This window comes from Nocardia terrae, assembly GCF_009760405.1.
GTDB lineage: Bacteria > Actinomycetota > Actinomycetes > Mycobacteriales > Mycobacteriaceae > Nocardia > Nocardia terrae.
Genome location: NZ_WRPP01000006.1, coordinates 102,213 through 122,264, shown reverse-complemented (window position 1 = coordinate 122,264; position 20,052 = coordinate 102,213). Strand labels below are relative to the sequence as shown.

Sequence of the window (20,052 nt, the reverse complement as noted above, 5' to 3'; positions counted from 1 at the left end):
GGAGCTCAGCCGTGGTCGCGGTCGCGGAGTTGGCGAAGGGCGGCGGTGAACCGGCCGGTCCGCTCGCCCAGCGGGGAGAAGAAGTCGCGGTCGCAGGCTTCGACGGCGACGATGGCGCGATTGACCAGGGCCGCACCGGATTCGGTGGGGATCAGGGATTTGGCGCGCTTGTCGGTGGGGTGGTCGCGGCGTTCCAGCAGGCCCTTCTGTTCGAGGGCGCGCAGGACCTGGGAGGTCATCATGGGGTCGGTGGCGGCCTGGTCGGCGACGTCGCGCTGGGTGACGGGGTCGCCGCCGGACCGGCCGGTGAGCCAGGTCAGGGCGGCGAGCAGAACGAACTGGACGTGGGTCAGGTCGAAGGGGGCGAGGGCCGCGCGTTGCGCGGCCTGCCAGCGATTGGTCACCTGCCAGAGCAACAGTCCGGGGCTTTCGTCGGCGTGCTCGAATTCGGTGTGCAATCCGTCATTCGCCATCACTGTCCGACCATAGCGCGAGAGATGAGTTCGAAATCGTGGGCGGAGAGTTCGATCAGTCCGCGCCGGAGCACGATGCCCCAGTTGGGGACGCTGGTGAGATCGAGGTCGGTGCGCAGGTCGTCGATGGGGACTTCACGGGCCTCGCGGTCGTAGTCGACCGCGCGCCGCCAGGGGCGGAAGCAGCCGCCCTGTTCTTCGACCTGCCAGGCCGGGCCATCGGCGATGGTGCCGATGGCGGTGAAGGATTTGATCGGTTCGCCCTCGCGCATGCCGGTGCGGGGCGAGTAGTAGACCAGGCCGTCGCCGGCCCGCATGCGTTCCACGGCGGCGCGTTTGCCGTGATTGGCTTGCGCGAAGCCGAGTTCCACGCCCCGCCGGACGTGGTCACGGGAGACCACGCCCAGCCAGTACCTGGTGCTCATACCAGCACCGCCTCGGCGGCGGCGACCAGCGCGTCGACATCGGCCTGCACGGATGCGGCGAGGTCGCCGCCCAGGATCTTGGTCCAGAGCGCGCGCAGCGGACCCTCCATGGAGATGCGGACGGTGACGGTGGTGCGCTCGCCGTCGGTGACGACGTGGTGGGCGAAGATCAGCCGCGCGCCGATCAGCTTGGACGAGTCGATGAATTCGGTGTCGGTGAGCTTGGTGACGACGAACTTGGTCTTGGGTCCGCCCTTGGGCTTGATGACCCCGGTCGCGCCCTGCTCGAACGGGCCGTCGAGCTTGGCCCATTCGGTGTCGGAGTTCCATTCCTGCCAGGTGCCCATGTCGGCCCACTTGGCGAAGAAGGCGGCGGGAGTGGCGGTCGAGGTGGCGGTGGCTTCGGCGATCTGCGTCATGAGAATAGTATGCGCGCTTACTACTTTTCCTGTCAACACCCGGGTTTCGATCGGCTCACAGGCGACCCGGAAAAGGGAACACGATCAGGTGGGAGTACGTTGCACGACTCGTGACTGCAACTGACCTGACCATGTACTCGACGACCTGGTGCGGCTACTGCCGTCGGCTGAAGACGCAGCTCGACGAGGCCGGGATCACCTACGAGGTGATCGACATCGAGGACCATCCCGACGCCGCGGAATTCGTGGGCAGCGTGAACAACGGCAACCACGTCGTACCGACGGTGAAGTACCGGGACGGCTCGACCGCCACCAACCCGAGCTTGAAGCAGGTCCAAGAGGCGCTCGCCGCCATCGGCTGAGCCCCGGAGAGAAAAAGAAAGCCGCACACCAGCGGGTGTGCGGCTTCCTGTTGTCTTCGATCAGCCCTCCGCGGCCCAGGATTCGACGATGGTCCGCGCGATCGAGATCGAGCCCGGCAGCAGCAGTTTGCGCTCGGTGCTCTGGAGCACCTCGGTGTTGTCGCGCCCCCACGCGCCCGCGGCCAGGGCCTCACGCACCTCGTCGCGCGTGAACCAGTACGCCTCGACGATCTCCCCGTCGTGGAAGGTCAACGGCTGCTCCGGATCCGCGACGGCGGTGAAACCGAGCATGAGCGAACGCGGGAACGGCCAGGGCTGGCTGCCCAGGTAGCGGATGTCGCGGACGTCGACGCCGACCTCTTCCTTGATCTCGCGTTCGACGCAGCGTTCGAGCGACTCCCCCGCCTCCACGAATCCGGCCAGCAGCGAGAACAATCCCTCCGGCCAGCTGTTCTGGCGGCCCAGCAGCACGCGGTCACCGCTCTCGTCGGTGATGAGGCAGATGACGGCCGGGTCGGTGCGCGGGAATTCCTCGTGCCCGGCTTCGCTGGTGCGCGACCAGCCGCCGTTGGTCGCGACGGTCGCGGTGCCGTCGGTGGAGCTGTAGCGGGCCTTGTCGTGCCAGTTGAGCAGCGCGATGGCGGTGGACAGCAGGCCGGTGCTGAAATCGTCGAGTTCGAGGGTGGCGCCGTGGGCGCGCAGGTCGGCCAGGTTGCCCTCGATGGTGTTGTCGCGCACCGCCCACAGGTGGATGTCGCCGTCCAGACCGAGGAAGACGGCCTCGAGCGTGCGTTCGTCCGCGAAGTCGGTCGCGGCCTCGAGCACCACGGCCCCGCCGTCGATGCGGACCTGGCCGCGCCTGTTCATTCGTAGGAGTTTCGCCTGCGCCCAGCCCTCTTTGAGGGCCTGCTCGTCGGAGCGGAGGTGTTCCGCACGGTCGAGCGAGGTACGAGACAGCACCGGAATCGCATTCAGCTGGAAACCTGACACAGGTTCGAGACTAGCCGGGCCCGGTTACCCCGCTTGGACTCGGCGCAGATAGAGCAGCCGGTCGTCGGCTTCGAGGGCGTCGGTCTCGGGGTCGCCGACGCGGATGAGGCGGCCCTCGCGGACCACGCCGAGCACGATGTCGCGCAGGTGGCGCGGGGAGCCGCCGACCTCCTCGGTCTCGACTTCGCGTTCGGAGATGGCGAATCCGGCTTCGGGGGTGAGCAGGTCCTCGATCATGTCGACCACGGCGGGGGTGGTGGTGGCGATGCCCAGCAGCCGGCCCGCGGTCTCCGAGGACACGACCACCGAGTCCGCGCCGGATTGGCGCAGCAGGTGGGTGTTCTCGGCCTCGCGGACGGCGGCGGAAATCTTTGCCTTGGGATTGATTTCGCGCGCGGTGAGGGTGACCAGGACCGCGGTGTCGTCACGATTGGCGGCGACCACGACGGCCGCGGCGTGCTGAACCCCGGCCAGCCGCAACACATCCGACTTGGTGGCCGAGCCGTGCACGGTGACCAGGCCCGCGTTGGCCGCGAATTCCAGGACCTGCGGGTCGGTGTCGACGACCACGATGTCCGCGGCCTGCACGCCGTCGGCCAGCATGGCGTCCACGGCGGTGCGGCCCTTGGTGCCGTAGCCGACGACCACGGTGTGATTACGCACGGAGCGCCTCCATCGCTGAATCTTGAACGCCTGCCGGGACCGTTCGGTGAGCACCGACAGGGTGGTGCCGACCAGGACGATGAGGAACAGGATCCGCAGCGGCGTGACCACGAGAATATTGATCAGCCGCGCGGTGGGCGTGACCGGTGTGATGTCGCCGTAGCCGGTGGTGGACAGCGACACCGTGGCGTAGTAGGCGGCGTCGAGCACGCCCATGCGGTCGCGGGCATTGTCGTGGTAGCCGTCGCGGCCGACGTAGACGATGACGGTGGCCGCCACCAGCAGCAGGACCGCCAGGCCCAGCCGCCGCGCCAGCGAATACCACGGGCTGGACCGCTGGGTCGGGACCTGCAGGATGCCGACCAGCGCGAAATCGGGTCGATCGTTCAGGTTGCCCAGACCGCGCGACGAATCACCGAACACGGTCCGCAGCGTACCGGCCCGCTGGACTACCACCCCGCATCCGGTGGCAGCGATTCCGGATCCGGCGGTGGTTCGAGGGCGGTGTCGAGCGGGAGGTCGAGGTCGAGCGGGAGGTCGAACTCGGACGGGAGACTCAGCATTTCGACGTCGGTGGGCTCCTCGGGACCGGGATCGTCGTCGTCGCGGGGCGGCCGCGGCGGGGGCGGCGGCGTGCGGCGGGGGGCCGCGGTGGTGATGATGGCGGCGAGTTCGGTTGGGCCGGGCAGGTGTTCGGGGGCGATGGTGCGGCCGGTGCGGACGTAGTGGAAGGCGGCCACGGTGTTGGCCAGCAGCTCGGCCTCGGGGATGCCGGTGCGGGCGGACTCCAGGCGCGCCCAGGCCAGCCGGTACACCGCGAGCTGGACGGCGACCGAATCCTCTTCGGCGCGTGTGGGTTCGCCGCCGGTCTTCCAGTCGACGACGACCCAGGTGCCGTCGGGGCGGCGGAAGACGGCGTCCATGCGGCCGCGGATGACGGTGCCCGCGAGGGTGGTTTCGAAGGAGATCTCGACCTCGACCGGGTTGCGATCGGCCCACGGGGACGCGAGGAACGCCTCCTGCAGGCGCATGAGGTCGGCATCGGTGTCGGTGATGTCGGCCGCGCCGGGCAGCTCCTCGAAGCCGAGCAGGCGCGCGCCGCCGAACCAGCGTTGCAGCCAGGCGTGGAAGGCGGTGCCGCGGCGGGTGTACGGGCTGGGCGGGTAGGGCAGCGGACGGCGCAGGCGCGCGGCCAGTTTCACCGGGTCGGCGCGCAGGTCGACCAGCGAGGTGGCGGCGAGCTGGCCGGGCAGTTCGACCTCGCGCACGGATTTCTCGGCGGCGAGATGCTCGGCGATGAGGGCGTCCACGTCCTCGGCCCAGCCCTCCGGATCGTCGTCGGGGGCGGCATCGTCTGTCTCGGCGGCCTGGTCGGATTTCGGGGTGGAAAGCTGGAACTCCGGGCCGAAGTCGAGCTCGGTCTGCTGCGGGCGGGCTTCGGCGCGCAGGGAATCCAGGGCCGCCTTGACCAGATGCACGCCCTCCTCGACGAATTCGCGGCGCGAACCCAGCGGGTCGCGGGGCCAGGTGGCGGACTGCGGGTTGTCGGTGAAGGGGTTGGGGGTGTCGGGCAGGGGCGGGTCGTCCCAGCGGTCGATGCGCACGGCGCGGGACAACGACGAACCCGGGGATTCGGTCTCGTTCCTCAGTTCGGTCAGGAAAGCCGAGGGGCCCTTGGGTTTCGAGCCGGTCTCGGCCCAGTGATGGGCGGAGACGAACAGGACGCGTTCGGTGCGGGTGAGGGCCACGTAGAACAGGCGGCGTTCCTCGTCGAGGCGGCGGGCGGCGAGGGCCTTCTTGTGGGCGTCGAGGGCGTGTTCGAGATCGGCGCGGTCGTAGAGGTCGGTGAGGTCGAGGACGGGGACGCCGTCGGTGGCGTCCTCCTGTTCGCGGTCGCCGCGCAGGGTGGTGGGGAGTTCGGCGAGCGCGCCCATCCAGGTGGCGGTGCCGGTGCCGGAGGGGAAGGTGCCGTCCACCACGTGCGGTACGGCCACCACCTCCCATTCCAGGCCCTTGGCGGCGTGCACGGTGAGGACCTGGACACGGTCGTGCGCGACCTCGACTTCGCCCGGCTCCAAACCGTTTTCGACCTCTTCGGCGGCGGCGAGGAAGTCGAGCAGGCCCGCCAGCGAGGAGCGGTGGTCGGCGGAGTAACCGGCCACCACTTCGGCGAACGCGTCGAGGTGTTCGCGCCCGGCGGCGGCGTGGGTGCGGCGGGTCTGGGTCTCCACGCCGACGCCGATGGTGCGCTCCACGTCGGCGACGAGTTCGGCCAGCGGCTGCCCGGCGCGTTCGCGCAGCGCGGACAGTTCCCGGCCCAGCGCGGTGATGCGGGCGAAGCCCTGCGCCGAATAGTCTTCCGCGTCACCGGGATCCGCGATGGCATCGCCGAGTCCGGCCTTCTCGGCGGGTTCGGGCGCGACCTCGCGCAGGGCCTCGTCGAGGGTGGCGGTGTCGGTGATGGCGTCGGTCTGCCCGGCGGGGCGGCGGATGGACAGCTCCCGGGCACGGCGGGACAGGGCCGCGATATCGGAGACGCCGATGCGCCAGCGCGCGCCGGTCAGGATGCGCACCGCCGCGCTGCCCGCCGACGGATCGGCGATCAATCGCAGGGTGGCGACGATGTCGGCGACCTCCGGGGTGTGCAGCAGCCCGCCCAGGCCGACGATCTCCACCGGTAATCCCCGCTCCCGCAGGGCTTCCGCGAGCGGGGCCGCATCGGCGTTGCGCCGCACCAGCACCGCGGAGGTCGGCGGCGGGTCGCCCTCGTCGGTGGCCGCCTCCCATTCGGCGGCGATCCGCTCGGCCACCCATTCCCGTTCCACCGCGACGGTATCGGCCAGCGCGAGGGCCACCGTGCCCGCGGTCGCGTCCGGCCGGGGCCGCAGCGCGTCGACCGTCACTCCGCCGCCCCGGGCCGCGCGCTCCCGCAACGGATCCGACACCAGGTTGGCCAGGTCCAGCGCCTCGGGCGGATTGCGCCAGCTGGTGAGCAGCGGCAGGATCGGCGCGGGAACCCCTGGGGCAGCGGGAAAATCGGTCGCGAAGCGCGGCAGATTGGCAGCTGACGCACCGCGCCAGCCGTAGATGGATTGCATGGGATCGCCCACGGCGGTGACCGCCAGCGGCTGTCGCCGACCTCCGGAGGCCGTGTCGGACTCAGCGGCCGAGATACCATGCCGCGCCATGTCCGACTCGCCCGTGGCATCCGGTCCGACCGAGCCGCCTTCGCCACCTGTCGCCTTGCCGCCGTGTGGATTCCGCGTACCGTCAGCGGTCGCGGCGACCTGGGGTGGGACGAGCGCCGCCGCGCCGAAGAGGGCCGAGAGCAGGATGCGCTGGGAGTGGCCGGTGTCCTGATACTCGTCCAGGAGCACCAGGCGGAACCGATCGCGTTCGGCGGCGCCGACTTCCGGATGGGTGGCGGCAAGGCGGGCCGACAGGGACATTTGTGCGCCGAAGTCCAGGGCGCCGCGGCGGCGGAGCTCTTCGGCCAAGCGATCCACCAAGGGCAGCAGAGCCACGCGCTCGTGTTGGGCTTCGAGCAGGTCGAGGAGGGCCTTCTTGGGGCCGCCCTTCTGGCGCGGGCCCGCCGGGAGGGTGTGGACCAGGCGCTCCAATTCCAGGTGGGCCGTGGCCAATTGGCGGGGTTCCACGAGGTGTTCGGCGATCTGGCCGGAGAGGGCGAGGACGGCTTCGGTGACGCCGACGGGACTGCGGTCGGTGTCGAGGTCGCCGTCCCAGGTGGAGACGACGCGGTAGGCGAGCTGCCAGAGCTGGGTCTGGGTGAGGAGGGTGGCGGTGGGTTCGACGGGGAGCAGCAGGCCGTATTCGGTGAGCAGCCGGCCCGCGTAGGAGTGGTAGGTGCTGATCTCGGGTTCGGAGGAGGTGAGCAGGCCGCGCAGGCGACCGGTCGGGTCGATGTCGCGGATGACCGGGGCGCCGGCCAGGCGGGCGAGGCGGGTGCGGATGCGGGTGGTCAACTGCTGGGCGGCTTTTCGGGTGAAGGTCAGGCCCAGCACCTGTTCGGGTTCGACCAGGCCGTTGGCGACCATCCAGACGACGCGGGCGGCCATGGTCTCGGTCTTGCCCGCGCCCGCACCCGCCACCACCAGGGTCGGCCCGGAGGGTGCGGCGATGACGGCGGCCTGTTCGTCGGTGGGCGGCGGCAAGCCCAGCGCGTCGGCGAGCTGACGCGGGGTGACGGCCACTAGTCCGTCACCTGCCGACCCGTGTCCTGCACCGGGCAGCTGCCCGCGACCTTGCAGTGACGGCAGCCGTCATTGCGCATGGCCAGATAACTGGGCCCCTTGGAAGCATCTGCGGCGTCGTGGATCACGCCGCGCCAGGTGTCGATGCCCTCGGCGTCCAGCGGCGGCTGCATGCGCTGGGTCGCGCCCTCCTTGGTGCTGGGCTTGGCCACGTACACCAGCCGCGCGCCGCCGGGCTCGCCCTCGCCGAGCGCACCCTCGGCGGCGGCGACCTGGTAGGTGGCCAGCTGGGCGTGCTCCTCGGCGGCCTGCTTGGAGATGGGGGTCTTGCCGGTCTTCACGTCGACGATGACGAAGCGGCCCAGGGGATCTCGCTCGACCCGGTCGACGCGGCCGCTGATCCGCACCGGCTGTTCGCCGGGGCCGCGGGCGGGCAGCACGCAGTCCACCGGGACCTCGACGCCGATGGCGGTGAGCTCGTCACGGGTATTGCGCAGCCAGGCCAGGAAGGTGTCGACCATGGTCTCGGTGCGCCGCAGTTCGGCTCGGGAGTGCCAGTTCTCGCCGTCGCGGGCGCTCGGGTCGACCTTCTTCCACGCCTTCACCAGGGCCTGTTTCACCTGGTCCTCGCTCACCTGCCCGGCCAGCGCCTGCACCAGGGTGTGCACCAGGTTGCCCTTGAGGGCGTGCGGGTTCTCGCCGTCACCGCCGCCGTGCCGTTCGAGCGCCCAGCGCAGCGGGCAGGTCTTGAGCTGGTCCACCGTGGACGGCGACAGCGATATGGCCCCGTCTTCGGTGTCCCACAACGAATCCGAGGACGACAGCTCGGCGGTGCCGTACCAGTCGTCCGGGTGCGCGCCCCGGACGCCCGCTCGAGCCAGCCGGGCCAGCTGCCGGGCCGCCCGCATCCGGCGCTCCGGTGCCGTCTCGGGATCGCAAGCGGCGGAGCGCAATTCCGCGATCAGGGCGTGCATGGCCAGCGCCCGGCCCGGATCCACGGGCGGCGGAATCCGCCCGGGTTGGCCGTCGGCCGCATCCGCGTCCAGCTCGGCGAGGAAGCGCGAGGGCACCAGGTCCTGGTCGCCGGTGACCGATTCGACCGCCGTCACCAGCAGCGAGCGCCGCGCCCGGCTGCACGCCACCAGCAGCAGCCGCCGCTCCTCGGCCAGCAACGGTGCGGCCCGGCTCACCTTCTCGCCCGAACCACCCACTCCGGCAAGCAGATCCACCAGGTCCTCGACACCGAGCAGGGTGCCGCGCGGGCGCAGGTTGGGCCAGATCCCCTCCTGCACGGCCGCCACCGCCACGGTGTCCCACTCGCGTCCGGCGGCCGCGTGCGCACTGCAGATGGTCACCGCCTCGCCCGGATCGGTGACCGGTGCGTTGTCCTGTGGAATCTCCTGCTGCTCCAGGTATTCCACGAATCCTTCGATGGTGGCGCGCGGCAGCCGGTCCACATACGACGCCGCCGCCTCGAACAGCCCCACCACCGCGTCCAGATCCCGGTCCGCCTGCATCCCGACCGCTCCCCCGCGCTCGGACTGCCCGACCCACCGCTTCTCCAGTGTCGAAGCGGTCCACACCCCCCACATCACGTCTTCCAGCCCGCCTCCGTCGCGGCGCACCTTCCGAGCCCGCCCCATGGCCTTGAGCACCCGCCGCAACGGCGCGGACTCCACCTCGGTCAGCCGCTCCAAGATTGCCCGATTCCCCACCCCGACAAGCAGATCCCGCAGAATCTCCGCCGACGACCGATCCAAATCCGCGAACCGCGCCGCATCCGGGTCCGGGTCGAACTCGACCTCGCGCACGGTGCCGACGCTCTCACCGCTGACAGCTCCGTCGCGCGGCCGCGCACCGGCGGCCGACCTCCGGCCGTCGGTGGCGCCGCCATCCCGGTGCGTTTCGCTCGAATTCTGTTCGTCGGCAGCAGTTTCGGCATGCTCACCGGCATCGATCTCGGTGTCGCCATCTCGCACACGGTCCGGGTAGCCCAGCTCGAGTACGCTGCGCCGAATACCACGCCGCAGCCGCCGCAGACTGATCTGGTCCGCCCCGCCCAAGGGCCCCGCCAGCAGGTCCAGGGCATCATCGGCGGTGAACGCGATGGGCCGCGGATGCCGCACCGACGTCGGATCCCCCGCGGTAACGGCCCGCAGCGCCAACAACATCCACACCGCACCCCGCCGTCGGGCCAACGGCACATCGGCCGGGGGTTGCCGAACCGGCACCCCGGCCGCCAGCAGCGCCCGCCGCAGCGGCGCGAGCGACAACGGCACCGACCGCACGATCACCGCCATCCGCGACCAGGGCACCCCGTGCGTGAGATGCGCCCGACGCAGATGATCAGCGATGAGCGCCGCCTCCTTCGCGGGCGTTGTCAGCACCTGCACCCGCACCTCGCCCTCGAGTTGCCCAGCCTCCCGGGCATTCTCGGCCGCACGACCGTTGGCTCCAGGACGCGAATCAGCGGCCCCGCCCGGACCGGGAGCCGCCTTATCCGCGCCCTCTCCGGCGGGGCGCGCACCTGCACCGCGATAGTTGGCGGCTTGCCCGTTCGGTGCGGCGCCGACGCGGGAATCGCGACCGTCGCCTACGAGATCGGCCATGTTCGCGGAGGTGTCCCGCTCGCTCGGTTCACCGCGGTCGGCTCCGGGCGCGCGGTCACTGCCGTGCGGGCGGTGCAGAATTCGAGTGCCGCTCGGGCCGTGGGGAATCCCGCCGTCTCTGTCGGTGAGGTCTGCGACGATGTCGCGGAGGAAGTCGGCGGAGGCGGTCGGGCGCGAGCCCGGGGGTGGGGTGCGGTGGGCCGGGGAGCCGGGGAGCCGGGAGGCTATGCGGTCGGCTACTTCTTGGATAGCGGGGGCCGAGCGGTGGTTGCGGTGGAGGGTGATGCGGCGGCTCGCGGGCGCGTCGGGATCGGCGGCGAAGCGGGAGTCCGCGCCTCGGAAGGTGTAGACGGCCTGGTCGGGGTCGCCGGCGATGACCGTGGTCGCGCCGCCGCTGCCCAGGGCGCGGAGGAGGTGGGCGGCGTGCGGGTCGAGGTGCTGGGCGTCGTCGGTGAGGATGCAGCGCAGGCGATCGCGTTCGGCGGCAAGGAGTTCGGGGTCGGCGGCGAAGGCGTCGAGGGCGGCGGCGACGAGTTCGGCGGCGTCGAGGGCGGGGGCGCTGGCCTCGGGGACGTCCATGCCGACCGACCAGCGCAGCATCATGATCTGCTCGTAGCGTTCGGCGAAGCGGCCCGCGGCGACCCATTCGGGGTGGCGATGGGCGCGGCCGAGCTCGATCAGATCCTCGGGGCCGAGGCCGCGTTCGGTGGCCCGCAACATGAGATCTCGCAACTGTTCAGCAAATCCGGCGGCGGGCAGGGCCGGGTGCAGGCGCTCGGGCCAGTCGGCGGCGCCGTCGGCGAGATCGCCGCGCAGCATCTCGCGAATGACGATGTCCTGTTCGGATCCGGTCAGCAGACGCGGCGGCGGATTGCCGTGCTGTGCGGCGAAGGCGCGCAGCAGGCCGAAGGCGTAGGAGTGGATGGTCCGCACCAGCGGTCCCCGGGTCGCCCCGGGCACGCCGCCGAGTTCCGGATCGGCCGCGCCGACGCGGGCGGTGATGGCGGCGCGCACCGCACTGGCGGCCCGCTTGGTGTAGGTGAGCACCAGCACCGATTCGGGTGCGGCCCCGGCCAGGATGTGGGCGGCGGCGACATCCACGAGCAGCGCGGTCTTGCCGGTCCCGGGCCCGCCGAGCACCTGCCACGGCCGCCAGCCGGGATCCGCGCCCAGGTCCTCGAACAGCGGCCGGAGCTCGGCGGCCCACTCCCGTACAGGAGCTTCCGCCTCGGCCCGGCGCACCAGTTGCACCGAGCTATATGACCGCATCACGCTGGCTATTTCAACAGACCGCCCCGACAGGTTTCGTTTGCCATGAGTTGTCCGTGCCGCCGGTCACAGGTGACAAGTCGTTCATCTCACCGCGCGCGGGCTGTTCCTGTCGGCCGCAGGCAGCAGAATGGGCGGGGTGGCGGAGCTTCATATTCATCGTTTCGGTCCCTCGACCGGTCCGGTCGTCCTGGCGTTGCACGGGTTGACGGGCCACGGCCGGCGCTGGCAGCGGCTGGCCGAAGAGCATCTCCCCGATGTCGCGATCCTCGCACCGGATCTGCGGGGCCACGGGAGGTCGCCCGGCGTGCCGCCGTGGGATTTCGAAACTTTGGTCGATGATCTCGCGACGCTGCTGGCGGCGGAGGCCAGCGAACCGGTGGTGGTGCTCGGGCATTCGTTCGGCGCGGCCACCGCGGTGCATCTGGCGAACGAACATCCCGAGCTGGTGCGTGCGCTGGTGCTGCTGGACCCGGCCATCGGCCTGGAACCCGAGCGCATGCTGCACATCGCGAATTCCATGCTGGCGGCACCGGATTACGAGAGCCGCGAGCAGGCCCGTTTCGACAAGCTCGAGACGTCCTGGGGCGAGGTGGATCCGGCCGTCCTGGAGGCCGAGCTGGACGAGCATCTGATGCCCACGGCGAACGGCCGCCTGGGCTGGCGCGTCACCATGCCCGCGATCATCGCCTTCTGGGGCGAGATCGCCCGCGAGTACGTGCTGCCGCCGCGCGGGCTGCCGACGGTCATGGTGCAGGCGATGAAGGTGAGCCCGCCGCTGGTGTCCCCGGACTTCCGCGCGGCGCTCACCGCCCATATGGGCGCACACCTCACGGTCCACGAATTCGATTGCGATCACATGGTGGCCCAGGCCCGCCCCGCCGAGACCGCGGCCCTGGTGCGCACCGTCCTCTGACCCGAAGGCGCGAAATGTCAACCACCGAAGCCGAAATCGAGCGGGTGCGGGAATTGGTGGCGGCGATTCCGCCCGGCAGCGTCGCCACCTACGGCGATATCGCGGCCGCGGCGGGCCTGTCCACCCCGCGCACGGTCGGCTGGATCATGCGCACCGACGCCGCGGATCTGCCGTGGCATCGGGTGCTGCGCGCAAACGGTACGCCCGCACCACATTTGGCGCATCGTCAACTGGCCGAGCTGGCGGCGGAGGGTTGCCCCGTCACCGACGGCCGGGTGGATCTGCGCCGCGCCCGGCACCGCTTTCCCGATTGAGTTTCCCGATCGACGGGGCTTTCCGGAAAGCCGACGGCACACCCCGCCCGCCGGTTACCGTGAATCATGTCCACCCGACTGGCGTGCGTGGTGTTCGATGCGGTCGAGCCCAGGTCGGTGGCCCGGTTCTGGGCCGAGCTGTTGGGCTGGGCGGTGACGGTGGAGCGGCGCGGGGCGGTCGATGTGGCCGCACCGGACCCGGACGGCCCGGACGTGGCCCTCACCTTCCTGCCCGCGCGGCGACCCAAGACCGCCCTGAACCGGCTGCACCTGGACCTGTCCAGCCGTTCGCTGGATCATCAACAGCTGCAGATCGATCGCGCGCTCGCGCTGGGCGCGCGCCGGGTGGACATCGGTCAGGGCGCGGTGCCGTGGACGGTGCTGGCCGACCCCGAGGGCAACGAGTTCTGCGTGCTGGAGCCGCGCGAGCAGTACGTCGACACCGGAGCGGTCGCGGCCATCGTGCTGGATACCCGGGACCCGTTGCGGCTGGCCGATTTCTGGTCCGCCGCCGTGGGCTGGCCGCTCACCCATGAGAATCCGCGCTATGCCGGTCTCCGCTCGGCTACCGGACAGGGTCCGTGGCTGGAGTTCCTGTGGAGACCGGACGCGCCGACCAAGTGCGGCCGCCTCCACCTGGATCTGGTCGCCTTCCCCGCCGACGATCCCGCCGCGGAGGCGGAGCGGTTGCGAGCCGCGGGCGCAATGCCGGTGGCTCCCGGCGGTTTCGGTGCGGGCGCACCTCCGGCCAACGATCCGGCGGTGGTGCTGACCGACCCCGAAACCAACGAATTCTGCCTATTGCGAACAACTATCGATTGACCGGGCATCCGATCCGATACCGCTGATCCGGTCCTCTTCCCCGCGGAGGATCAGCCGGCACCGGATTCGGATGCCCGTCACGCCGCGCCGCGCTCGTAGCGCCGGCGCTCGCGCGGGGACAGGCCGCCCCAGATACCGAAACGCTGATCGTGGCTGAGCGCGTAATCCAGGCATTCCTTGCGCACCTCGCAGGAGGAGCAAATGCGCTTGGCCTCGCGAGTGGAGCCGCCCTTGTCCGGGAAGAACGCCTCCGGATCGGTTTGCGTGCACAGCGCCTGCTGATGCCAGGATTCGGACTCGAATCCGTCGCGGCGGGCGAGGGATTCGAACATGGCGTCGAAATTGGTGAAAAGCAGCTTCACTTCCTCTATCCCTTCAATATGTTCGGCAAGATTTCGCGGGATCCCCCGCGTGGTGCTCAGAAATAAAACGTGCGGTTTGTTTTACCCGCGACCCGAGCAATCGCCGCCGACCGCGGCCAGCCGGGCCTGCTCGCCATTGACGAAGATGCGTCGCGCGTGCACCGCCGCCGGCGCACCCGACCAAGGCGCGAGCGAAGTGGTGAACATGAGTTCGCACCAACTCAATGCGGGCACCTCGCCGCCGCAGAGGGTATTCAGCAGGGAAAGCTCCTGATCGCTGTCGTTCCAGGCGGCGAACAGCCAGGAGGCGTCCAACCGGCCCAGGAATTCCTCGGCGTCCTCCGGAACTCCGAGCGGGGCATCGACCGCGAGGTGCACTACCGCGGAAATCGCATGGCGCATACGCGCATCCAGGCCGACTCCGTCGTGCAGCAACAGACCTTCGAGCGACTCCCGCAATCCAGCGCCACGATCGATCCGGAAGTCGTTGCGGCGAGCTGCGGTGGTGACGTCGAACATTGTTTCCTCCCTAGAAAATGCGCTTGTCCCAAAAGCGCCATGGCCCTGATTAAAAATGGAATGTGATCTTGTTGTCCAGTTTTGAGGCAATCTGGGGCAAACCCCTAGCAGTACTGACACTGGCCAGTGTTGGTACCCGTCGGGAACCGCACCGGAGGGTGCCTGGCACCACGCGGGCAAACATATAGGGAGCGACCGCTTCCGCCGTTTAGGGTCTGACCATGCCTTATGTGCGATCAGGTTCAGCCACAGTCCATTTCGTTACCAGCGAAGATCACCGCACCAGCAGCCGAATCAACGGTCCGACCCTGTTGCTTGCCCATGGTTTCTTCATGGACGAGTCGATGTTCGCACCGATGCGCGAATCTCTGGCAGCCGCCGGTGTCAATCTCGTAACTGTCGACGCACGGTGCCACGGACGTACTCAGTCACCCGATGGCGAACCATTCAGCTATTGGGATCTGGCCGCCGACGGATTGGCCGTACTGGACGAACTCGGAATCGAGAAGGCAATCGTCGGCGGAATGAGCCAGGGCGGGTATGCGGCTTTGCGCATGGCATTGCTGGCCCCCGAACGCGTCCAGGGGCTGGCCCTGATCGATACCGAGGCCGGCGCGTGCAGCCCGTCCGAATTGGCCTTCTATCGCGAATTCTTCGAGCGCTGGACCAGCGAGGAGCCGATGGCCCCGCTGGTCGCCGAATTGGCCCCGCAGATCATCGGCGGCACCGATCCGCGGCTGTGGCGGGCATGGACGAGCCGCTGGTACGGCTCCGACCGGCAGGCCATCATGCCCGCCGCCCGCTGCCTGATGGATCGGCGCTCGGTGCTGCACCGGCTACCGGAGATCACCGCCCCGGCGCTGGTGGTGCGCGGCAGCCACGACGCCACCAGCACCGCGCAGAAGTCCGAGGCGCTGGCCGCCGGGCTGTCGGGCGCGGACGGCGTGGTGACGATTCCCGGGGCCGGGCACGGCGCCGCCTGGACCCATCCGGAAGTGGTTGCGCCGCTGTTGATCCGGCTGGTCGAGCGGGCGACCGTCAAGCGGGAGAGCATGCTGAGCCGGGCGCTGACCGCCCCGTGGCCGAATCGGCGCGCGGATCGCGGGATCCAAGCCGCCCGGTGACAGCCCGCGGGCCGTGCCCCTGAAGGTCACGGCCGGTTGGTCTCTCCACCCTCGTGCCAGCTCGGAATGCCGAGGAAGATCTGAATCTGGCTGGGGTAGGCCGCGTTGAAGACGCTGAACAGCTGCACGGCGATATCGAAGCGACGGCCGCTGCCCTGTTCACGCAGCCGCATGGTGGCGCGCGGACGCCCGTAGGCGGCGATGCCCTCGTCCCACATTTCCCGAAATAGTCCGAATCGTCCGAGTTCCGCGAGAAATTCGACCGACCATGTGGTGTCGCCGGAGCTCGCGATGAGGCCCCGCAGCCAGTGCACGGTCAGCCGGACCTCCTCCTCCCACTCGACCATGACCTCGCGGGCGGCCTCATTGCCCAGAAACCAGCGCAGGATATTGATATCGCGGTCCAGCCCCGGGAAAGCACGCGCGTAGCTTTCGTTGCAGGCCAGCACATTCCAGCGGGTGTCGACGTAGGCGGCCAGATTCGGCTCGTGCAGATCCAACGCGCGGCGCATGTCGGCGGTGATTTCCGCGCGCAGTTGTTCCACGGTGGGAAATTCGCTGACCCCGAGTCCGGCCAGATCGAGCAGATGGCGGCGCTCGACGGCGGACAGCGGTGTTATTCGGTCCAGATACCGCAGCAGCGCATCGACTACTTCGCGGGTCGGATGGCCGCGATCACCCTTCTCCAAATGGCTGATGTAGCTGGCGCTCACGCCGGCATTGAACGCCAGCCTTTCTCGTGATACGCCCCGGGCATCACGCAGGCGGCGCAGCAACAGTCCGAATGTGGGCGGCTTCAGGTCGTCCGAGTCCCTATCCGACTTCACGCCGAGCACCACGCCGTTCCCTCTCCACAAACATTCAGCAAACCAACCTTCATCGCTCTGAGTCCTCCCGGTACCGGACAGTGGGACCCGGTGTGACGCCTGGTGTGAACTGTGACGAACGCCGCGTACTCCGCCAGTTCTCAGATCGGATACTGCCATATGAGATTGTTCCGAAGGTTAAAACAAGACCATTTCTACTATGTGTCGTACCTCATCACATAACGCAACGAGTATCGGCAATTGCTTAGCAAGCGCAGGTTTCCGGCGCGCCCGACAAGCCGCGAACAGCCTGCCACTACGATCTTCAACCATGCCCAGTCTGTCCGCGAACCACACCGCTCCGGGATCCGGCTCGTGACGCCCGTCGACGCCATCGTGCTCGCCGGCGGCAAGGCCAGCCGCATGGGCGGAGTGGACAAGCCGGCGATCGTGGTGGGCGGGCAATCCATGCTGGACGCGGCGCTGGCGGCGGTCGCGGGCTGCGCGCGCACGGTCGTGGTGGGGCCGCATCGACCGGAACTGCCGCCGGAAATCCTTCAGGCGCAGGAGATACCGGCCGGGGCCGGTCCGGTGGCCGCCATCGCGGCGGGACTGGGCGCGCTGGCCGGGTGCGAGTTCCCGGCCGGGCTGATCGTGGTGCTGGCGGCCGATATGCCGTTTCTCACCTCGGCGGGGGTGGACGAATTACTGGCTCACGCAAGAGAATCGGGCAGTGACGCGGTCTTCGCGGCGGACGCCTCCGGGCGACCGCAATACCTGGTCGGGGTGTGGCGCCGCACCGCGCTGACCGAAGCGCTGAAGGGCCTGGACTCGCTGGTGAATCGGCCGATGAAGGCCCTGGTGCCGGTGGACACCGCCATGGTGGCGCTGCCCGGGGTCGAGGACTGCGACACCCCCGAGGACGTGCGGCGGGCGCGCACCGGGGCGGCTCGCACGGCCGCGCCGCTGTGGCTGGACGAGGCGCGGGATGTGCTGCGCACCAATATCTCCCCGCTGCCGGTCCGCGACGCGGTGCTGCGCGCGGCGCGCGGCGCGACCCTGGCCGCTCCCCTGACGGCCGCCGACGCGCTGCCGCGCTTCGATGTCTCGGCCATGGACGGCTACGCGGTGAGCGGCGACGGTCCCTGGCAGCTGCGCCGGGATATCGGCTTCGCCGGTGGCGAGCGGCCGGTCGGTTTGCTGGATGGCGAGGCGGTGCGGATCGCCACGGGCGCGCACGTGCCCGACGGCACCGGATCGGTGGTGCGCGACGAGTTCGTCCGCATCGACGACGACGGCACGCTGTACCGGTTGCCCGACACCCCGATTCGCGAGGATGTGCGCCGCCGCGGCGAATACTGGCTGCCCGGTGACGAAGTCGCGGCGGCGGGTACGCCGGTCAATGCGGCGCTGATCTCGGTGGCGGCCAGCGCCGAGGTGACCACCGCCGCGGTGCGCGGCCCGGTGCGGGCGCGAATCGTCATGACCGGGGACGAGATTCGCGGTGACGGCCCGCTGCACACCGGCCAGACCCGCGACGCCATCGGACCCATCCTGCCCGACATCCTGTCCTGGTACGGCGTCACCGTCGTCGACCGGGTTCACCTGCGTGACAGCGCGAATGCCTTCGACGAGGTGCTGGCGGCCGCGGACGACTGCGATCTGCTGGTCATCGTCGGCGCGACCGGCGGCGGGGCGGCCGACCAGCTCCGCTCGGCCCTGGACCGCACCGACGCCGCCATGCTGCTGCGCCGCCTGCGACTACGCCCCGGCGGTTCCACCGTGGCCGCCCAATTAGCCACCGGCACAGTCGTTCTCGGCCTGCCCGGCAACCCCTTCGCCGCCGTGGCCACCCTGCTGAGCCTGATCGCCGCCACCGTCGAGGGCCTGACCGCCGCCACCGCGGCCCACCCCATCATCGGCCCGCTGGTCAACGCGGCCGAACTGACCGCCCCCGTGGCCCGCATCGTCCCCGCCCGCGCCCTGCCCGGCGGCGGCTTCCACGGCGACCTCCGCCTCCACACCGCCCACCTGGCGGACCTGCTGCACCGCGACGGCGTGGTCATCGTTCCCGCCGACGCCGAGGACGGCGCCGCGGCCGAATTCATCCCCCTCCGAGGCTGATTCAGATGATCGGGTGCCCGTTGACGGTTGCCGGCGGGACCTGCTCACGCACGTCCCAGTGTTCGGCGATGAGCCCGTCCGCGATCCGGTAGATGTCGACGACCACGGTGCCCGGGTCGTCCGGGCCGGTGGCGTAGAGGCTGTGGGCGAAGACGAGGTCACCCTCGGCGACGATGCGGTGCGTCTCGAACCGGAATTCCGGTGACGCGCCGTGCATGCTCTCGACCACCCGGATCAGTCCCGCCCGGCCGTCGGGCATGACGGGGCTGTGCTGGATCAGGTCCTCGGCGACGAAGCGTTCCACGAGATCGGCGCGGCCCTGATTCCACACCTGTTCGAGATAGTCGGCGACCAGTGCTGAGTTCATCGACGGCCCCTCACCGCTCGGCCGGGAGGAAGGCGTCGAGGGCGTCGGCGACCAGGTCGGGCTGCTCCAACGTCTGCTGATGCGGGGTGCCCGGCAGGAGTTGGAATTTCGAGCCCGGGATGCGCTCGGCGATGCCGGACATGATCTCCGGAGTGCAGGAGGCGTCCTTCTCACCGGAAAGCACCAGCACCGGCTTGCCGAAGTCGGCCAGCTTGCCCTGGACATCCATGTCCGCGAACGCATTCCATGCCGCCACCCAGTCCTCCGCGGAGAAGCGGAGGATCCGTTCCCGCGCATAGCGCACACCCCAGGTGTTCGCGGCCAGCGCCGCCGGGGTGAACCAGCGGGTCAGCGTCGGCTCCAATTGCGCCGGGAGGCCGTCGATCTCGGCCGAGCGGGCCCGCACCCGGAACGCGTCGGTGAACGGATAATCGGTGGTGCCCAGCAAGGCCAGCGAATCGACCCGCTCGGGGTTCCGGACCGCGAGCGTCTGCGCCACCCCGCCGCCCATCGACAAGCCCACCACGTGAGCGGTCCCGAGGCCCAGGTTGTCCATGAGCGCGAGGACGTCGTCGGCCATGGTCGACATGGTGAACGGGCGCGGCGAACCGGCCGCGACGCCGTGCCCGCGCAGGTTGTAGGCGAACACCCGACGGCCGACCGCCAGCCGTTCCATGACCGGTTCCCACATGCGCCAATCGATTCCGAACGATCCCGACAGCATCACCGCGGGACCGCTCTCCCCCAGCGAGGCGACCAGCGTCTCGTGATCACTGGCCCGGACCCGCCGCACCAGTGGCGGGCGCGCACCGACCACCTGGTCGATCACCTCCAGGGCGTGCAGGGCCCGCGGGAATCCCGCGTAGGCGGAAGCGTGTTCGGCCAGCGCCCGCAGTTCCGAGGGATGCCAGCCGTGATGCAGGGCCGCGCGCACATGCCCGGCCAGTTTGTCGTCCGCGCCGCCGATGGCCGCGATCATCGCCACCGTCGCGAATTCCCGGTCAGCCCTGGCCAACTCGGGCCGGGCAAGCGGACCCCCGAACACCGATTCGATCATCGTCTCGTACATTTCCGGCGAGGCCGCTCGCACCGCGGCCAGCTTCTCGGCAGGCTCGCCGCCGATCAATTCCCGATACTCGCGCAGGCCCGACTCGTGACGGTCCATCTGAGGATCCCTTCCTGAGAAACAGTGCCCGACAGGCACTTTCCCAGAGGCTATTTCGAGCCGGGTACCCCGTAGCGGGACAAAGCACGTCAATAGGGGGACCGCCACCACC

General features: G+C 69.9%; 18 protein-coding genes. 6 read left to right on the top strand and 12 right to left on the bottom strand.

Annotated features, from left to right (window positions below; all coding sequences use genetic code 11):
- Window positions 1–5: 5 nt before the first annotated feature.
- The 3 genes from GPX89_RS28410 to GPX89_RS28400 are packed head-to-tail and all read right to left on the bottom strand — an operon-like array spanning window position 6 to window position 1,317.
- The gene (locus tag GPX89_RS28410; RefSeq protein WP_157391197.1) at window positions 6–473 is read right to left on the bottom strand and encodes a MarR family winged helix-turn-helix transcriptional regulator; all 468 of its coding nucleotides are present in this window, start codon (window positions 471–473) and stop codon (window positions 6–8) included.
- Entirely contained in the window at window positions 473–898 is a 426-nt protein-coding gene (locus tag GPX89_RS28405) for an EVE domain-containing protein (RefSeq protein ID WP_157390776.1), read from the bottom strand. The genes GPX89_RS28410 and GPX89_RS28405 overlap by 1 nt, the downstream gene beginning before the upstream one ends.
- Entirely contained in the window at window positions 895–1,317 is a 423-nt protein-coding gene (locus tag GPX89_RS28400; RefSeq protein ID WP_157390775.1) for an SRPBCC family protein, read from the bottom strand. The genes GPX89_RS28405 and GPX89_RS28400 overlap by 4 nt, the downstream gene beginning before the upstream one ends.
- Window positions 1,318–1,427: 110 nt before the next feature.
- Here GPX89_RS28400 and GPX89_RS28395 point away from each other — a divergent pair, with 110 nt between their 5' ends.
- Window positions 1,428–1,679 carry a mycoredoxin gene (locus tag GPX89_RS28395; RefSeq protein WP_328602407.1) on the top strand — a complete coding sequence of 84 codons (252 nt, stop codon included), beginning with the start codon at window positions 1,428–1,430 and terminating at the stop codon, window positions 1,677–1,679.
- Between the two features lie 60 nt (window positions 1,680–1,739).
- Here the strand turns inward: GPX89_RS28395 and nudC are convergent, their stop codons facing one another.
- The 4 genes from nudC to GPX89_RS28375 are packed head-to-tail and all read right to left on the bottom strand — an operon-like array spanning window position 1,740 to window position 11,421.
- On the bottom strand, window positions 1,740–2,669 hold the full coding sequence (gene nudC, locus GPX89_RS28390; RefSeq protein WP_328602406.1) for an NAD(+) diphosphatase: 930 nt from the start codon (window positions 2,667–2,669) through the stop codon (window positions 1,740–1,742).
- 24 nt (window positions 2,670–2,693) lie between these two features.
- A complete protein-coding gene (locus tag GPX89_RS28385; protein WP_328602405.1) occupies window positions 2,694–3,755 on the bottom strand; it encodes a potassium channel family protein in 1,062 nt (353 codons plus the stop codon).
- A 26-nt stretch (window positions 3,756–3,781) separates the two neighbouring features.
- Window positions 3,782–7,543, bottom strand: coding sequence for an ATP-dependent helicase (locus tag GPX89_RS28380; protein ID WP_328602404.1), 3,762 nt, complete (start codon window positions 7,541–7,543; stop codon window positions 3,782–3,784).
- The gene (locus tag GPX89_RS28375; RefSeq protein WP_235948370.1) at window positions 7,543–11,421 is read right to left on the bottom strand and encodes a PD-(D/E)XK nuclease family protein; all 3,879 of its coding nucleotides are present in this window, start codon (window positions 11,419–11,421) and stop codon (window positions 7,543–7,545) included. Before GPX89_RS28375 ends, GPX89_RS28380 begins: the two co-directional genes overlap by 1 nt.
- Window positions 11,422–11,551: 130 nt before the next feature.
- Between GPX89_RS28375 and GPX89_RS28365 the strand changes: the two genes are divergently transcribed.
- From GPX89_RS28365 to GPX89_RS28355, 3 genes are all read left to right on the top strand, one after another.
- Window positions 11,552–12,337 (top strand): alpha/beta fold hydrolase, encoded by a 786-nt coding sequence (locus GPX89_RS28365; protein ID WP_157390774.1) that lies wholly within the window; start codon window positions 11,552–11,554, stop codon window positions 12,335–12,337.
- 14 nt (window positions 12,338–12,351) lie between these two features.
- Window positions 12,352–12,651, top strand: coding sequence for an MGMT family protein (locus GPX89_RS28360; protein WP_157390773.1), 300 nt, complete (start codon window positions 12,352–12,354; stop codon window positions 12,649–12,651).
- A 66-nt stretch (window positions 12,652–12,717) separates the two neighbouring features.
- Window positions 12,718–13,473, top strand: a complete 756-nt coding sequence (locus tag GPX89_RS28355) for a VOC family protein (protein WP_157390772.1) — start codon at window positions 12,718–12,720, stop codon at window positions 13,471–13,473.
- A 77-nt stretch (window positions 13,474–13,550) separates the two neighbouring features.
- On the opposite strand, the gene GPX89_RS28350 is transcribed toward GPX89_RS28355, so the two are convergent.
- Both GPX89_RS28350 and GPX89_RS28345 read right to left on the bottom strand, forming a co-directional pair.
- Window positions 13,551–13,835, bottom strand: coding sequence for a WhiB family transcriptional regulator (locus GPX89_RS28350; protein WP_407939494.1), 285 nt, complete (start codon window positions 13,833–13,835; stop codon window positions 13,551–13,553).
- Between the two features lie 81 nt (window positions 13,836–13,916).
- Window positions 13,917–14,354 (bottom strand): hypothetical protein, encoded by a 438-nt coding sequence (locus GPX89_RS28345; RefSeq protein ID WP_198347636.1) that lies wholly within the window; start codon window positions 14,352–14,354, stop codon window positions 13,917–13,919.
- Window positions 14,355–14,575: 221 nt separating this feature from the next.
- Here GPX89_RS28345 and GPX89_RS28340 point away from each other — a divergent pair, with 221 nt between their 5' ends.
- Window positions 14,576–15,478 (top strand): alpha/beta fold hydrolase, encoded by a 903-nt coding sequence (locus GPX89_RS28340; protein ID WP_157390771.1) that lies wholly within the window; start codon window positions 14,576–14,578, stop codon window positions 15,476–15,478.
- Window positions 15,479–15,504: 26 nt separating this feature from the next.
- Here the strand turns inward: GPX89_RS28340 and GPX89_RS28335 are convergent, their stop codons facing one another.
- Window positions 15,505–16,305, bottom strand: coding sequence for an MmyB family transcriptional regulator (locus GPX89_RS28335; protein WP_328602403.1), 801 nt, complete (start codon window positions 16,303–16,305; stop codon window positions 15,505–15,507).
- A 354-nt stretch (window positions 16,306–16,659) separates the two neighbouring features.
- Here GPX89_RS28335 and GPX89_RS28330 point away from each other — a divergent pair, with 354 nt between their 5' ends.
- Window positions 16,660–18,408 carry an NTP transferase domain-containing protein gene (locus tag GPX89_RS28330; RefSeq protein WP_328602402.1) on the top strand — a complete coding sequence of 583 codons (1,749 nt, stop codon included), beginning with the start codon at window positions 16,660–16,662 and terminating at the stop codon, window positions 18,406–18,408.
- A 1-nt stretch (window position 18,409) separates the two neighbouring features.
- Here the strand turns inward: GPX89_RS28330 and GPX89_RS28325 are convergent, their stop codons facing one another.
- Entirely contained in the window at window positions 18,410–18,775 is a 366-nt protein-coding gene (locus GPX89_RS28325; RefSeq protein WP_157390770.1) for a nuclear transport factor 2 family protein, read from the bottom strand.
- Window positions 18,776–18,785: 10 nt separating this feature from the next.
- Window positions 18,786–19,940 (bottom strand): alpha/beta fold hydrolase, encoded by a 1,155-nt coding sequence (locus GPX89_RS28320; RefSeq protein ID WP_157390769.1) that lies wholly within the window; start codon window positions 19,938–19,940, stop codon window positions 18,786–18,788.
- Window positions 19,941–20,052 lie beyond the last annotated feature (112 nt).

Excerpts from the sequence above, each read along its gene's own strand:
- GPX89_RS28410 (WP_157391197.1), bottom strand. The coding sequence starts at position 473 with ATGGCGAATGACGGATTGCACACCGAATTCGAGCACGCCGACGAAAGC.
- GPX89_RS28405 (WP_157390776.1), bottom strand. The coding sequence starts at position 898 with ATGAGCACCAGGTACTGGCTGGGCGTGGTCTCCCGTGACCACGTCCGG.
- GPX89_RS28400 (WP_157390775.1), bottom strand. The coding sequence starts at position 1,317 with ATGACGCAGATCGCCGAAGCCACCGCCACCTCGACCGCCACTCCCGCC.
- GPX89_RS28375 (WP_235948370.1), bottom strand. The coding sequence starts at position 11,421 with ATGCGGTCATATAGCTCGGTGCAACTGGTGCGCCGGGCCGAGGCGGAA.
- GPX89_RS28365 (WP_157390774.1), top strand. The coding sequence starts at position 11,552 with ATGGGCGGGGTGGCGGAGCTTCATATTCATCGTTTCGGTCCCTCGACC.
- GPX89_RS28360 (WP_157390773.1), top strand. The coding sequence starts at position 12,352 with ATGTCAACCACCGAAGCCGAAATCGAGCGGGTGCGGGAATTGGTGGCG.
- GPX89_RS28355 (WP_157390772.1), top strand. The coding sequence starts at position 12,718 with ATGTCCACCCGACTGGCGTGCGTGGTGTTCGATGCGGTCGAGCCCAGG.
- GPX89_RS28345 (WP_198347636.1), bottom strand. The coding sequence starts at position 14,354 with ATGTTCGACGTCACCACCGCAGCTCGCCGCAACGACTTCCGGATCGAT.
- GPX89_RS28340 (WP_157390771.1), top strand. The coding sequence starts at position 14,576 with ATGCCTTATGTGCGATCAGGTTCAGCCACAGTCCATTTCGTTACCAGC.
- GPX89_RS28325 (WP_157390770.1), bottom strand. The coding sequence starts at position 18,775 with ATGAACTCAGCACTGGTCGCCGACTATCTCGAACAGGTGTGGAATCAG.
- GPX89_RS28320 (WP_157390769.1), bottom strand. The coding sequence starts at position 19,940 with ATGGACCGTCACGAGTCGGGCCTGCGCGAGTATCGGGAATTGATCGGC.